Origin of the sequence: Streptomyces chumphonensis, assembly GCF_014779715.1 — a bacterium.
GTDB lineage: Bacteria > Actinomycetota > Actinomycetes > Streptomycetales > Streptomycetaceae > Streptomyces > Streptomyces chumphonensis.
Genome location: NZ_JACXYU010000006.1, coordinates 66,532 through 80,434, shown reverse-complemented (window position 1 = coordinate 80,434; position 13,903 = coordinate 66,532). Strand labels below are relative to the sequence as shown.

At 73.8% G+C, this 13,903-nt stretch carries 12 protein-coding genes; 5 read left to right on the top strand and 7 right to left on the bottom strand.

The window, feature by feature from the left end; genetic code table 11:
• Positions 1–69: 69 nt before the first annotated feature.
• The 4 genes from IF129_RS13905 to IF129_RS13890 all read right to left on the bottom strand — a co-directional run bounded on the left by IF129_RS13905 (position 70) and on the right by IF129_RS13890 (position 6,839).
• The gene (locus tag IF129_RS13905) at positions 70–2,118 is read right to left on the bottom strand and encodes an ATP-dependent DNA helicase (RefSeq protein ID WP_191209941.1); all 2,049 of its coding nucleotides are present in this window, start codon (positions 2,116–2,118) and stop codon (positions 70–72) included.
• Positions 2,119–2,172: 54 nt separating this feature from the next.
• Positions 2,173–3,936, bottom strand: coding sequence for an IucA/IucC family protein (locus tag IF129_RS13900; RefSeq protein WP_191209940.1), 1,764 nt, complete (start codon positions 3,934–3,936; stop codon positions 2,173–2,175).
• A 150-nt stretch (positions 3,937–4,086) separates the two neighbouring features.
• Positions 4,087–4,866, bottom strand: a complete 780-nt coding sequence (locus IF129_RS13895) for a GNAT family N-acetyltransferase (RefSeq protein WP_318153725.1) — start codon at positions 4,864–4,866, stop codon at positions 4,087–4,089.
• A gap of 26 nt (positions 4,867–4,892) precedes the next feature.
• Positions 4,893–6,839 carry an IucA/IucC family protein gene (locus IF129_RS13890; RefSeq protein WP_318153724.1) on the bottom strand — a complete coding sequence of 649 codons (1,947 nt, stop codon included), beginning with the start codon at positions 6,837–6,839 and terminating at the stop codon, positions 4,893–4,895.
• A gap of 225 nt (positions 6,840–7,064) precedes the next feature.
• On the opposite strand from IF129_RS13890, the gene IF129_RS13885 reads away from it, so the two are divergent.
• From IF129_RS13885 to IF129_RS13880, 3 genes are all read left to right on the top strand, one after another.
• Positions 7,065–8,270, top strand: coding sequence for a trypsin-like serine peptidase (locus tag IF129_RS13885; RefSeq protein WP_191209937.1), 1,206 nt, complete (start codon positions 7,065–7,067; stop codon positions 8,268–8,270).
• Between the two features lie 153 nt (positions 8,271–8,423).
• On the top strand, positions 8,424–8,633 hold the full coding sequence (locus tag IF129_RS27155) for a hypothetical protein (RefSeq protein WP_224754939.1): 210 nt from the start codon (positions 8,424–8,426) through the stop codon (positions 8,631–8,633).
• A 116-nt stretch (positions 8,634–8,749) separates the two neighbouring features.
• Positions 8,750–9,634, top strand: coding sequence for a trypsin-like serine peptidase (locus tag IF129_RS13880; protein WP_224754938.1), 885 nt, complete (start codon positions 8,750–8,752; stop codon positions 9,632–9,634).
• Positions 9,635–9,725: 91 nt separating this feature from the next.
• Here the strand turns inward: IF129_RS13880 and panD are convergent, their stop codons facing one another.
• The 3 genes from panD to IF129_RS13865 all read right to left on the bottom strand — a co-directional run bounded on the left by panD (position 9,726) and on the right by IF129_RS13865 (position 11,424).
• Entirely contained in the window at positions 9,726–10,142 is a 417-nt protein-coding gene (gene panD, locus IF129_RS13875; protein WP_191209936.1) for an aspartate 1-decarboxylase, read from the bottom strand.
• Between the two features lie 208 nt (positions 10,143–10,350).
• Positions 10,351–11,070, bottom strand: coding sequence for a siderophore-interacting protein (locus IF129_RS13870; protein ID WP_191209935.1), 720 nt, complete (start codon positions 11,068–11,070; stop codon positions 10,351–10,353).
• A gap of 102 nt (positions 11,071–11,172) precedes the next feature.
• Positions 11,173–11,424 (bottom strand): hypothetical protein, encoded by a 252-nt coding sequence (locus IF129_RS13865; protein WP_191209934.1) that lies wholly within the window; start codon positions 11,422–11,424, stop codon positions 11,173–11,175.
• Positions 11,425–11,584: 160 nt separating this feature from the next.
• Here IF129_RS13865 and IF129_RS13860 point away from each other — a divergent pair, with 160 nt between their 5' ends.
• Both IF129_RS13860 and pstS read left to right on the top strand, forming a co-directional pair.
• Positions 11,585–12,394 (top strand): alpha/beta fold hydrolase, encoded by an 810-nt coding sequence (locus IF129_RS13860; protein WP_191209933.1) that lies wholly within the window; start codon positions 11,585–11,587, stop codon positions 12,392–12,394.
• Between the two features lie 374 nt (positions 12,395–12,768).
• Complete coding sequence (gene pstS, locus IF129_RS13855; protein WP_191209932.1) at positions 12,769–13,875, top strand: phosphate ABC transporter substrate-binding protein PstS; 1,107 nt, start codon at positions 12,769–12,771, stop codon at positions 13,873–13,875.
• Positions 13,876–13,903: the final 28 nt, after the last annotated feature.

Sequence of the window (13,903 nt, the reverse complement as noted above, 5' to 3'; positions counted from 1 at the left end):
CCACACCTCCGCAGCCCGGACAGGCCGCCCGCCGCGCGGCGGACTCCTGAGGCCGCCCGCCCGGCGGACTCAGGAGTCGGCGACGTCGATCGCTGTGAGCGAGCGACGGACCTGGGCGGGGTCGGTGGTGTACCAGAAGTCGGGCATGGAGGACCGCAGGAAGCCGCCGTAGCGGGCCTTCGCCAGCCTCGGGTCCAGCACGGCGACGACGCCGCGATCCCCCATGGCCCGGACCAGCCGACCGGCGCCCTGGGCCATCAGCAGCGCCGCGTGCGTGGCGGCGACCGCCATGAAGCCGTTGCCGCCGGCCTGCTCGACCGCCTTCTGCCGCGCGCTCATGAGCGGGTCGTCGGGGCGCGGGAAGGGGATGCGGTCCATGACGACGAGCTGGCAGCCGGCCCCCGGCACGTCGACGCCCTGCCACAGCGACAGCGTGCCGAACAGACACGTCCGCGCGTCCTCGGCGAAGCGGCGGATCAGCTCGCCCAGCGTCTCCTCACCCTGAAGGAGGACCGGGACGTCCAGCCGGCCGCGCAGCTCCTCGGCCGCCGTCTGCGCCCCCCGCATCGAGGAGAAGAGGCCGAGCGTGCGCCCGCCCGCCGCCTCGACCAGGCCGGACAGCTCGTCGAGCATGTCACTGCGGGCGCCCTCGCGGCCGGGTGGGGCCAGATGCCGGGCGACGTACAGAATGCCCTGCTTGCGGTAGTCGAACGGGGAACCGACGTCCAGCCCCTGCCAGCGGGGGGACTCCTCCTCCCCGGCGGCGTCCCCGGCCCCGGCGTCACCGGCGTCCCCCGCGTGTTCCCGCCGGCCTTCGGGGGCCAGGCCCAGTGAGGCCGCGACGCCGTTGAAGTCGCCACCGAGCCGGAGGGTCGCGGACGTCAGGACGACGGAGCGGTCGTGGAAGAGCTTCTCCCGCAGCAGGCCGGAGACGTTCAGGGGCGCGACCCGCAGCGAGGCGCCGAACCGGTCGTGGCGCTCGTACCAGATGACGTCGTACTCCGAGCCCTGGGCGATCCGGTCGGCGACGGCGTGGACGTTCTCCAGCGAGGCGACCGCCTGCTTGCGCACGGCGTCCTCGTCCTGCACGGAGCGGTCGCGGGTGTTGCCGAGGGACGTCAGGCAGTTCCGGGCGGCGTCCCGCAAGGCGGCGAGCGCGTGGCCGAGGTCCTCGGGGACCTGCTCCAGGCGGCCGGGCAGCGCCAGCTCCATGACCCGCTCGAAGCCCTCGGAGGCCGTCAGCAGCCGGTCGGCCGCCTTCTCGTCGACGAGCTTCGCCGAGCGGCGCACGGCCCGGCTCACCCCGGCGGGCGTGAGCTCCCCGGAGGCGACACCCGTGACGCGGGAGACCAGTTCGTGCGCCTCGTCGACGATCAGCACCTCGTGGCCGGGCAGCACCGGCGCGCCCTCGATGGCGTCGATCGCCAGCAGCGCGTGGTTCGTGACGACGACGTCGGCCAGCTTGGCCCGCTCCCGGGCGGCCTCGGCGAAACACTCGGCCCCGTAGGCACACTTGGCGGCGCCCAGGCACTCGCGCGAGGAGACGGAGACCTGGCCCCAGGCGCGGTCGGAGACACCGGGCCGCAGGTCGTCGCGGTCCCCCGTCTCCGTCTCGTCCGCCCAGTCCCGCACTCGCAGCAGGTCCTTGCCGAGCTTGCTGGAGGCGCCCGCCGGACCGGCGGCCCGGGCCGCCGCCTCGACGGGGTCGAAGAGGGCGTCCTCCTCCTCCGCCGGGACGCCCTCGTGCAGCCGGTGCAGACACAGGTAGTTCGACCGGCCCTTGAGCATCGCGTACTCCGGCCGGCGGCGCAGCAGCGGGTGCAGGGCCTCCACCGTGCGCGGGAGGTCCCGCTCGACGAGCTGGCGCTGGAGGGCGAGCGTCGCCGTCGCGACGACGACGCGCTCGCCCTGGGCCAGCGCGGGCACGAGGTAACCGAGCGACTTCCCGGTGCCGGTGCCCGCCTGGATCAGCAGGTGGGTGCCCTCGCCGACGGCCTCCGCCACGGCCTCGGCCATGGCGACCTGGCCGGGCCGCTCGGTGCCGCCGACGGCGGTGACGGCCGCGTGCAGGAGGTCGGAGAGGGCCGGGCGGGTGGGGAGGGCGGATGCTTCGCTCATAGGCGAGCAACCCTACGTGGTGCCTCTGACACCCGGGCACGGGACGCCCGGCCGCTACCCGGCGTGGAGCGGGTTGGGGACCGTGCCGTCGACCACGGCGTGCGGACGTCCGGCGCGGTCGCGGTAGCCGTCCGCGTACAGCCGGTTGCGGTTCAGGCACAGGCGGTCGATGCGCGGCGTGAGGAGGTCGAAGAGCGCGAAGCGGGGTTTCAGTTCCGGGAAGCGCCGCTGGTGGGCCAGGACGGTCTCGCGGACGAGGGCCCAGAACTCCGCCTCCGGCACGCCGAGTCCCTCCGCGCACAGGGGCGCGAGGTAGCGGAAGACGCCGACGAACAGGCCGCTGTGGATGAACTGGGTGAGGAAGTCCGCCGGCTCGGTCAGCAGGGTGGTGCGGACGGTGGGCGGCAGGTCGGCCAGTTCGGGGAGCGCTTCGTCGCTGAGGTTGACGTCGTCGACGAAGTCCTTCACGGCCAGCCGCACCGGCACCTCGTGCGCGTCGAAGACGACGATGCTGTTCTCGCCGTGCGGGGAGAAGACGGTGCCGTAGCGGTAGAGGAAGTGCAGGAGCGGCGGTAGGAGCGCCTCGAAGAGGTGGCGCAGCCACACCCGGGGGGCGAGCCCGGACCGGCGGACCAGTTCGGCGGTGAGCGCCCGGCCCGCCGGGTCGGTGTGGAGCAGTGCGGCGAGGCTGCGGGCGCGTTCCCCGGCCGCGAGGTGGGGGCCCAACGGCTCGCGCCAGATGCAGCCGAGCAGTTCCCGGTACTGGTAGGGGACGCCGGGGAGCCGGTCGTAGAGCGGGTGCTCGACCGTCACCGAGGCGACCTCGCCGAGCAGGACGACGCGCGTCTCGTCGCGCAGGAACGGATCGGCGTCCCGCATACCGTGGATCCAGGACGTGACGGCCGGGGCGGCGAGGGTGCGTTCGGTGGGCAGTCCGCGCCACACCAGCGTGTTGAGCACGGACAGCGGCAGTTTGACGGTGCGGGCCTGCGGTCGGCTGACGTTGAGGAACGTGCGCACCGACTGCTGGGGCAGTCGCAGGTCCTCGTCCTCGGGCAGCGGTATGAGGGTGCCGTCGGCGAGCTGGGGGGCGAACAGCGGCGCGATCGTCTCGTCCCACTGCCAGGGGTGCACGGGGAGCCACAGGTACTCCTCGGGGCGTCGTCCGCGTGCGGCGACGGTGGCGGCGAAGACCTCCCGGGTCGCGGTGGAGAGCTCCTGGCCGTAGAGGCGCGCGGCGTCGCCGAGCGCGGCGGTGCCCCGGTAGCGGGCGAGGCTGCGGTGCACGGCGAGCCAGGGCAGGCGGGTCGCGGCGCGGGCCTCGGGCGTCCACCGACCGCTGTCGGTGTGGGACAGGCCGAGCCGGCCCTTGTTGGCGACCAGCCAGGGGTGGCCGGTGAGATGGCCCTCCAACTCGGCGTAGCCCAGGTCGGCGAGGTCCGGGACGGACAGCGCCGTCGCGGCGAGCCGGACGTCGGCGCTGAGCGTGGCGGTCAGCTCCCGGAGCAGGTGGCCGAGCGTGTCTCCCGCGAGCCCGAGCGGCACGTCGTGGGCGGCGGTGAGGAAGACCAGCGGGTCGGCGTGCGGGGTGATGCTGTCGGGATCGACGCGCCAGTGGCCGTAGGCGCCGCGCCGCGCGCGGAAGCGGTGGACCGTCCCGTCGGGGACGGCCACCCGGTACCGGCCGGTGGCGGATGCGGCGCCGTCGCGTTCCGGCACGAGGATCCCCTCGTAGGCGAATTCGCCGAGTAGTTTGGCGAACAGCTTCCGGGACGCGGTGTGCCAGGGCGTGGCGGGCTCGGTGGATGACGTCTGCAAGGGCGTTCTCCTCAGGTGCGGAGCCGAACGGGACGGTTCTCCGGTCCGGTCCGGACGCCGCCGGGGACGGCGGGCGCACGGGCGGACCACGGGGAACGACGTGCGGTGTCGCGGCCGGCACCGAGGTGCCGGTGGGGAGGCCGGTCGACCTCAGAGCGCCGGAATCCCTCCCCGTTCGCGGACGACGACGGCCGCACGTTTGTCCGGCAGGTCGACCTCCGCCGCGCGCCGGTAGCCGGCCCGCAGGAAGGCGCTGACGGACACGGCGTTGCGGACGTCGGGTTCGGCGAGCACGCGACGGCAGGCCGGACGGTGCGTCAGGACCAGCTCGGACACCGCCCCCAACAGCGCCGCGCCGAGGCCGCGGCCGCGCCGGTCCGCCGGACCGATCAGTACGTGCAGGCCGGTGTCGTGGGGAAGGGTGGGGAAGTAGCGGGCCAGCGGGTCGAGGTCGGCGCGGTAGATCTCCCAGTAGCTCATCGGGACGCCGTCCAGCACGCCGAGGCACGGGACGCTGCGCCCGTCGCCCTCCAGTTGCGGGCGGAGGTGCTTCGCGGTGACGTCCTCGTCCCCGGCGAGGGCCCAGAAGGCGGCGACGGCCGGGTCGTTCATCCAGGCCGTGACGAGCGTCAGGTCGCGTTCGAGCCGGACGGGGACGAGTTGGAAGGTGCCGAAGGACCCGCGGGCGGCCCGCCAGCGGTCGACGGCGCCCACCAGGTCGGTGCCGGGCGCGGCGTCCGGCACGGGACCCTCGAACCCGGGAGACCCGGGAGACCCGGGAGACCAGGGAGACCCGGGAGGCCCGGCTGGCCCGGCCGGGCCGGTACGGAGTTCGGGCGGCAGCTCCAGGTCGAGGGTGTCGTCCTCGGCCGGACCTCCGGGTCCGCCGAACACGTCGGCCTGTTCGGTGGCGGGGTCGGGGGTCGGCACGGCGGCGCTTCCTTCCGGCTCGCGGGTCACTGCGGCGGGTGGACGGCGAGCGGGTTGGGGACGCTGACGTAGACGGACTGGGTGTCCACCGGGCCGACGAGCTCGTCGAGCCCGTGCAGCCGGGTCAGCAGGTTGGCCTTGCAGCGCAGCGACGGCGCGTCGAGGAGGAGAGCGGCCAGCGGGGACGTCGGCACGTCGCCGCCCCGCGTGGCGTGCGCGTCGAGGAAGCGCCGGAAGGCGGCCAGGAGCATGGCCTCGTCGACGCCGACCTGGGAGCCGAAGGCGCCGATGAGTCCGAGTACGTGGTTGATGCCCAGGTAGTAGGCGAAGCGCTCGTCGGTGACCGCGTCGGGCACGAAGGAGTCGCTCTCCTCCCCCACACCCGGCACCAGCGCCTGGAGCGCGGCCCGGTGCGAGGCGCGGAAGTAGTAGCCCTGGTTGTCCCGGTAGCGGCCGCCGACGGGCCAGCCGTCGGGGTCGAGCAGCACGACGGTGTTCTGCTGATGGGCCTCCAGCGCGATGCCCGCGTGCGCGTCGAGCCACAGGACGGGGGCGACGACCGCGTCCAGGTAGCGCAGGAACCACTCGGCCGCCACGGCCCGCGTCCGCCGGCCGGTGGCCGACGCCAGGCGCCGCACGACGTCGGCCAGCCGCGAGCGGGTCGGGTGCCCGGCGGTGTCCGGCCACGGGCGGGGCGAGGTGAGCGAGGCCAGGCAGACGGCGTCGTTGTCGGGCCGGAAGGGGTTGTGCCGGAAGACGGTGTCCAGCCCCGGCACGGGCGTGCCGTCGGCGTCGTCGACACCGAGCCAGGCCGGGTCGCGCACGATGTCGAAGCAGGGGTGGACGGCCCGCCAACGCTCGCCCAGTCCACTGCGCAGCAGCCGGTGCACCTCCACACCGCGATGCAGTTCCTTGCGGAGGTTCTCCCGCCGGGAGTTGGTGACGCGGACGGCCAGGGAGAGCTTGAGCATCATCGGCTCCCCCGGACGGGCGACGGTGCGGATCGACGACGTCGGGTGCCACCGCCCGCCGTGCGGCCCGAGGTCGTGGAGCAGACCGGCGTCGAACAGCGCGGCCACGGACGGGCGACCGCGGACGGTGCGGGCCTGCCAGGGGTGCAGCGGCAGGGCGACGGTCCCGGCGGGCAGCGGAAGGTCCGGTGCGAGTCGGGAGGCGAGCTCGGCGGCCGTCCGTGCCCGGCCGCGCTCCGTCCACGCCGAGTCGCAGGCCAGGGCGGTGTGGTGGACGGCGAACCAGTGCAGGGGGAAGCTTCCGTGAAGCTCGGGCGAGTACCACTCCGTCTCCTCGTCGCCGAACCCCTCCCGGCTCTTGGGCGCCGGGTGCGCCGGGTGGCCGAACACGAGGGCCTGCTCCGCCGCGAGGAACGGATCAGCCCCGGCGGGCGGCCCGGGCCGGGCGCGACGGGCCGCCAGGAACCGTGCCGTCTGCCGCACGGAGTCGGCGACGCGGGCGGACAGGTCGCTGCTCTCCCCCGGGGTTCCCGCCTGGTGCGCGGCCTCGCGGGCGAGGAGGCCGGCGAGGGTGACGGCGTCGAGGGGGGCGGCGTCCGCCGGGGCGGAGTCGAGACGCACCGGGCCGAAGCGGTGCCAGCCCGTCGGGGACCAGTACCGCACGGGCACCTGGAGGGCGGTGCCGCTGCCCGGCAGGGGGACGTGCAGGGGGCGGCCGGGTGGCGGTGCCGCTCGGCCCGTCTCCCGTACCCAGCAGCGGAGGAGGTTCTCCGCCCCGGCCGCGTCGGCGGCGCGGTGGGCGTCGGCGGCGTCGAGAGGGTCGGCGGCGGGATCGGCCGGATCGGCGGCGTCCGTCGTGGCCGCGAGCCCGGACGGGCCCGGGCGAGCGGCGCGGCGTGCCTGGCGGGGGACGGTCGGGTCGTCGAGCAGGCGGGCGAGGCGCTGCGGGACGGGGGCGCCGTCCCCGTCGGGGGACTCCTCGGAACCGGCCGTTGCGTTCACAAAACCTCCCTGAGCGTGCGGGAACCGCTGCGCAGCCCGTATGGCGTAACGACGCGACCGCCGTCCGATCACGGTCGGCGGCAAGATCCTTTCCGCGGCCGTGGGGAACCGCCGACCCGGCAGCGGCCGTCGTAGGCGGCACCTGCATAGTTGGGGGGCACCCCGTTCGGCGGGGTGCATGACAAGCCACACGCAAGGTGAACCAGTTCAGGGGGAGTTCGTTCCATGTCGTCCACGCGCACGACCGCACGGCGCCGTACGGCGCTGGCGGCGGTCGCCGCCGTCACCGTTCTGACGGTGACCGCCACCGCATGCGGTCCCGACGAGGCACCGGACAGCGACGCGAAGCCGGCCGCCTCCGAGGCCGCCGATTCCGGAAGCAACGATCTGGGGCTGCCCAAGGACCTGCCCTTCTCCCTGGACGACCTGAAGCGGTGGAAGGAGGGCGAGTGGGACAACTGGGAGCCCGACGGCTGGCTCGGTGACGCCAAGGACTTCATCAACCCGATCATCGAGGACCTCTGGGACCGCGAGCGGATGAAGGACGCGGAGGAGCCGGAGCGCGAGGTCGACGAGGAGGAGATCGACGGCACCCCGGACGGCGACGGGGAGGGCGCGACCGAGGACGAGGGAGCCACCGACCCCGAGCCCGCGGTGGTGGAGGCCGCCGACGTCCCGACGCCCTACACCGACGGGGCCGCGCCCTACGGCAAGGTGTTCATGGACACGCCGCAGGGCCAGATGGTCTGCTCCGCGACGGTGGTCGAGGACCCGGCGAACCCCGGGAAGTCCGACCTCGTCGCCACCGCCGGACACTGCGTGCACGGCGGTGAGGGCAAGGGCTGGTTCCGCAACGTCGTCTTCGTGCCGGGCTTCAACCACAAGGGCCTGCCCGCCGAGCAGCTGGAGACCGCCCCCGAGGAGGACGTCCTCCCGCACGGCATCTGGTGGGCCGGTGAGGCCGCCACGACCGAGCACTGGCGCAGCGCCGGCGCCGAGCGCGGTGGGGCGGGTGCCCAGCAGGACTTCGCCGTGCTGAAGGTCAGCCCCGAGGAGGGCGGCAGCGAGACCTCGCTGGAGGAGACGGTCGGTTCGGCCGTGGCGGTCAACTTCAGCCTCCCGCAGGTCAGCACGTTGCCCGAGCTCACCGTGCGCGGGTACCCCGCGGCACCGCCGTTCGACGGCAGCTCCATGTTCAGCTGCACGGGCGCGGCCGGCCGGCTCACGATCGACGCCGAGCAGCCCACGATGTACCGCGTCGGCTGCACGATGACCGGCGGTTCCTCCGGCGGTGGCTGGGTGGCCCCGGGGCCCGACGGCGAGGACCAGCTCTACTCGGTGACGTCCATCGGCCCGCTCACGGCGACGTGGCTGGCCGGTCCGCGGCTCGGCCCGGAGGCCAAGGCCGTCTTCGACTCGCTCAGCTCCTAGCCGTCCGCCGGCGCCGCGACGCGGTGCCGACGCCGGACCGATCGGCGCGGGCGGGGTGCGCTCCCGTGCACCCCGCCCGCGCCTTCTGACGTCGCGCTCCGCCCGACGTCACGTTCCGCCTGCCGATGTCCCGAGTTCCGAGGAGAACTCCGCATGCCCGCTGCACGCACGGCCCGCCGTCCCGCCCTCGCGCTGACGGCCGCCCTGGCCGCGCTCGCCCTGACCGCCACGGCCTGCGGCCCCGACGACGTGGACCCCGACGCCGGGGCCGGTGTCTCCGCGTCGCCCGACGCCGGGGACGGCGAGAAGGACCGGGCCTCGGCCTGCCCGACGAGCTGCCGGCCGACCTGCCCGACGCCCTGAAGGATCTGGAGGGCTGGAAGAAGGGCGGCTGGGAGGACTGGGACGAGGACGGCTGGCTCCGCGACGCGCAGGACTTCGTCAACCCCTACGTCGAGGACCTGTGGGACAGCGACCGCATGCGGAAGGCGGAGGACCACCGCAAGGAGCTCAGCGAGGAGGAGCTGGCCGCCGCCTCCGCGCGGACCGGCACGGACCCGGCACCGGCGGCGGTCGAGGCGTCCGAGGTGGACCGGCCCTACCACCGGCACGCCGCCCCCGTCGGCAAGGTGTTCATGGACACCCCGAGCGGTCCGATGGTCTGCTCCGGGACGGTCGTCAAGGACCCGAACAACCCGGGCGCCTCCAACCTGGTGGCCACCGCGGGCCACTGCGTGCACGGCGGCGGCGACGCGGGCTGGTTCCGCAACATCATGTTCGTGCCCTCCTACAACGACCGGGGCCGCGCGCCGGAGCAGCTGACCGGAGCGCCGTCGCACGAGGTCGCGCCCTACAGGATGTGGTGGGCCGACTGGGCCCAGACGACGTCCTACTGGATCGAGCGCGGTGACGCGCGGCGCGGCGACGCCGGGGCGGCGCAGGACTTCGCCGTGCTGCACGTCGAGCCCGAGGACGGTTCGGGGAAGTCGCTGGAGGAGACCGTCGGCAACGCCCTGGCGATCGACTTCGACGCCCCGGGCCCCGACGAGCTGGCCGGGCTCAGCTCCTACGGCTACCCGGCGGCGCCGCCCTACGACGGGGCGCTGATGTACACCTGCACCGACCGGCCCGGCCGTCTCACGGTCGACCCCGGGCAGCCGGCGATGTACCGGATCGGGTGCACGATGACCGGCGGCACCTCGGGCGGCGGCATGTACGTCGCGGGCCCGGACGGCAAGGCCGAGCTGGTCTCCGTCAACTCGATCGGCCCGCGTCCGGCGACCTGGCTCGCCGGGCCCTACCTCGGCGCCTCGGCCGAGGGGGTCTTCTCCGCGATCAGTGAGAAGTTCGCCGGCCAGAGCTGAGCGGACATCCCGAGGCACCGGGTTCGACGGCCCCGGCACTCCGTGGAGTGCCGGGGCCGTCGGCGTACGCGATCGGCGCGCGGTACGGACGTCAGACGTGGGCGAAGGGGCTGCGCACCGTGTCGCCGCCGGGCACCGGGGCCGAGGGGTCCTCCCCCAGCTCCACGATCCGGTTGCCGGCGTCCACGTGGACGACGCGGGGCGTGTAGGTGCGCGCCTCGGCGTCGTCCAGCTGTGCGTAGCTGATGAGGATGACCAGGTCACCGGGGTGCACGAGGTGGGCGGCGGCCCCGTTGATCCCGATCACGCCGGAACCCCGCTCGCCCGCGATGGTGTACGTCTCCAGCCGGGCGCCGTTGGTGACGTCGACGATGTGCACCAGCTCGCCGGGCAGCAGGTCGGCGGCGTCCAGCAGGTCCGCGTCCACGGTGACGGACCCCACGTAGTGCAGGTCGGCCTCGGTGACGGTGGCACGGTGGATCTTGGACTTGAACATCGTACGCATCATCGCGGTACTCCCAGATGTCGGCTCCCTGCCTGCGCTTTAGCAGGTCAAGGGCTGTTTCCCACCCTACAGGCGGCTGTCCGCGCACCCCTCGGAGAGCGCGCTGACCTCTCCGCCGCCGGTCAGGCGACGTACCCAGCCTATGCGTCACCACGAAGAGCGTCCGTGACCGCCGTCACCCGAACGGCGGGACGCCGGTCAGACGCGGCGCTCAGGTGGGCTGCCAGTAGCCGAGCGCGTGCACCCTGTCCTTCGGCATGCGGAGCTGTTTGCGCGCGAAGGAGGCCAGGGCCCGTGTGGTCGCCGTGTCACAGGCGATCCAGAGATACGCGTCGTCGTCGAGGAGGTCCGGGAGTGCGCCGCGTACCGTCGCGGCCAGGTGGGTGCCGCCGTTTCGCCTGGGCACCGTGATGACCTCACGCGGCGCGTCCCCGCCGGAGGGGGTGTGGTCCGTGTCGGCCGGATGCGACGTCTCGAACCAGATGGTGGCCGGTGCCCGCGGAAGCGCGTCGAGCAGGGAGTCGATGGCCGGCCGCGACGCCGGGTCGCCGACGACGAAGAGCCGCGACGGTTCCGTGGCGGGCACGGTGAACCGCGAACCCTGGACGGTCGCCTCCACGGTGTCGCCGGGCTGGGCCGCCCTCGCCCAATCGCTGGCGGGGCCGGGGTGCAGTACGAAGTCCACGGTGAAGGTCCCCGCCTCGGGGGCAGGTGTCACGAGAGTGTAGGCACGTTGGTGCGGGCGGCCGTCGTCGTCGAACCAGAGGCGCACCCACATCGTGGGGTGGACCGAGGTGTTCCGCAGCAGGCCGCCGTCGCTGAAGGACAGGCGGTGTACGCGGTCGGATATGCGCTCGTTGGAGCGGACGGTAAGGGTGAAGTCCCGGCCCCGCATGAGCTTGAGAACCGCGCCCTGCCAACCGTGAGCCATGTCTGCTGCCTTCTCTTGGGGGTGACCGTGCGTCGGAGGTGGGAGGTGGTGGCCGGCCCGGGCGGCGCTCCGACCGGGGAGGCCGTTTACCCACGTGGTGCTTCAGCCGGACGCCATGCGGTACGGCTTGAACCGGTAGTCCGGCCGGCGGCGCCGCAGGACCGTCGCGGTCGACAGGAGGGCCCGGGAGGACCGTGCCAGCAGTGCCCCGAGGAAGCGGGGCACTGCGTTGGGGGCGGCGGTGGAGTCGACGAGAAGCCCGCGCCCCCCGCGTGTCTGCGCCACTCCCGAGGGGAGCGGGATCAGCAGGGCCCCCCGCACGGTGCCGGGTTCGGGTCGGCGCTTCTCGTCCATGCACACCTCACGATTACTTAGGTGAGGCTAACCTAACTTGTCGGTAGTGTGGTGTCCAGGCCCCACCATGCTCCCCCGACGGCGCCCCGCAGGTCCGGGACCGGCGGATTCCGGGCCAGGTGAGGCCGGCGTCGACCCAACAGGAAAGCGAGGAAGCGTGATGACGCGACGGACCATACGCGGCGGTGACGGAGTCGACCTCGGGGTAGGTGAGTACGGCGATCCTGAGGGCCGACCGGTGCTGCTCCAGCACGGCCTCATCGGCGGTGCCGGGCTCCCGCCGGACTGGGACCGGTGGGCACGGGAGGCAGGGGTGCGCCTGCTGGCCTGGGAGCGGCCGGGCTACGGCCTCACCGAGCCCACGCCGATGTCGGCGGTCGCCGACTGGGTCCCGTTGCTGCTTCCCGCCTTGGACGCACTGGGCGTGCGTACCTACCAGGCCCTGGCCATCTCGGCGGGCGCCCCGTACGCCTACGCACTCGGTGCTCTGGCGCCCGAGCGGTGCGAAGGGGTAGGGGTTCTCAGCGGACTTCCCTACGTCTATGACGACGCGATCCGTGGCCACTACCCCGAGAGGTCGCTGCGCGCCTGGGACTTGTACGGGAGCGCGCCGCAGGAGGAGGTCGCGGAGCAGTTCGCGGCGGCGGCCCCCCGCTTCGCCGACGCCTTCCGCGATTCGCCGTGGACGCTGGCCGCCCTCGAAGAGATGGGTCGTCACGGCCACCGCGGGCCGGCCCGCGAGGCGCGGCTGCAGGTCGGACACTGGGGCTTCACTCCGGCCGACGTGCGATGCCCGGTCCGACTGTGGCACGCCCCCGGCGACCCCGACGTCCCCATCGCCGCCGCCCGTGCGACCGCCTCGCTCTTCGCGGACGCGGCGCTGACGGAGCAGGCCGAGCCCACCCACCTGCCGAGCGAGCGTAGCGTCCGGGCGTGCCTCACGGTGCTCGCCGCACTCCGGGCTCACTGACCCCGCGCACCCGGGGGCGACGGCACCCGGCCGTCGGTGGGCAGGGTGGCGCCTCGACGCGGCGCCACCCTGCCCACGGAGACATCGCGCCGTGGGGGACGGCGGAGGCAGGAGCCCGTCCGACGCCCCGCGCAGGTCACCATGACCGCCCGCACGGCGACGGCACCGGCGACGTGTGCTCCGGACGGGGTTGTGCGGCTATGCCCAGTGGTTATCGCGGTGTGACGCAACCGTGATGTCACCTGTGTGGCATCGCGCCGTTCATCGACCGTTCAGGATCGCTGCCACATCAGGCCACTTCGCGCTCCTAGCGTCCAGCGCATCAAGTACTCCTCAGGTCGGCTGGGCCGGCCGGTGTTTCGGAAGAGGCAATCGTGAAGCGCAGCACCCGTAGCCGCATCCTCGCTCTGTCGACCGCGGCCGTCCTGTCCCTCAGCCTCGCGGCCTGCGGCTCCTCGAACGAGTCCGACGACGACAACGGCGGCGGTGGCGGCGGCGGTGAGTCGTCGCTCTCCGGCACCCTGTCGGGCGCGGGCGCCAGCTCGCAGGACGCCGCCCAGCAGGCGTGGATGGCCGGGTTCCAGGAGAAGAACCCGGACGTGACGGTCAACTACGACCCGATCGGTTCCGGCGGCGGCCGGGAGCAGTTCCTCGCCGGTGGCTCCGACTTCGGCGGCACCGACGCCTACCTCGACGAGGAGGAGGTGGCGAAGGCCACGGAGCGGTGCGGCGAGCTCATCGAGATCCCCGCCTACGTCTCCCCGATCGCGGTCGTCTTCAACCTCGACGGCGTGGAGGAGCTGAACCTCAAGCCCGGCACCATCGCCCAGATCTTCGACCAGAAGATCACCAAGTGGGACGACCCGGCCATCGCCGAGGACAACCCGGACGTGGAGCTGCCCGACACGGCCATCTCCCCGGTGAACCGCTCCGACGAGTCCGGGACCACGGAGAACTTCGTGGAGTACCTGTCCGCCACCGCCGGGGACGACTGGCCGCACGAGGTCAGCGGTGACTGGCCGGTCTCCGGCGGGGAGGCCGCCCAGGGCACCTCCGGCGTCGTGCAGGCGGTGACGAGCGGCACCGGCACGATCGGCTACGCCGACGCCAGCCAGGCCGGTGACCTGGGCACCGTCAACGTCGGCGTGGGCGAGGAGTTCGTCGGCTACTCGCCGGAGGCGGCGGCCAAGGTGGTCGAGGTCTCCGAGCGCGTCGAGGGTCGCGGCGAGTACGACTTCGCGTACGACCTGGCCCGGGACACGACCGAGGCGGGCACGTACCCGATCGTCCTGGTCTCCTACGCCATGGCCTGCTCCACCTACGAGGACGAGCAGACCGCCGAGCTGGTGCAGGCCTACCTGGGCTACATGGTGAGCGAGGACGGCCAGGCCGCCGCCGCCGAGGCGGCGGGTTCCGCGCCGCTGTCGGACACGCTGCGCGAGCAGGCCGAGGGAGCCATCGAGGCCATCTCGGCGGGCTGAACCGGCCGACCCCGTCCGGGCGGTCCGC

Coding starts and splice junctions, on each gene's coding strand:
- IF129_RS13865 (WP_191209934.1), bottom strand. CDS start 11,424: ATGGACGAGAAGCGCCGACCCGAACCCGGCACCGTGCGGGGGGCCCTG.
- IF129_RS27155 (WP_224754939.1), top strand. CDS start 8,424: ATGCCCGCTGCACGCACGGCCCGCCGTCCCGCCCTCGCGCTGACGGCC.
- IF129_RS13870 (WP_191209935.1), bottom strand. CDS start 11,070: ATGGCTCACGGTTGGCAGGGCGCGGTTCTCAAGCTCATGCGGGGCCGG.
- panD (WP_191209936.1), bottom strand. CDS start 10,142: ATGATGCGTACGATGTTCAAGTCCAAGATCCACCGTGCCACCGTCACC.
- IF129_RS13885 (WP_191209937.1), top strand. CDS start 7,065: ATGTCGTCCACGCGCACGACCGCACGGCGCCGTACGGCGCTGGCGGCG.
- IF129_RS13880 (WP_224754938.1), top strand. CDS start 8,750: ATGCGGAAGGCGGAGGACCACCGCAAGGAGCTCAGCGAGGAGGAGCTG.
- IF129_RS13860 (WP_191209933.1), top strand. CDS start 11,585: ATGACGCGACGGACCATACGCGGCGGTGACGGAGTCGACCTCGGGGTA.
- IF129_RS13905 (WP_191209941.1), bottom strand. CDS start 2,118: ATGAGCGAAGCATCCGCCCTCCCCACCCGCCCGGCCCTCTCCGACCTC.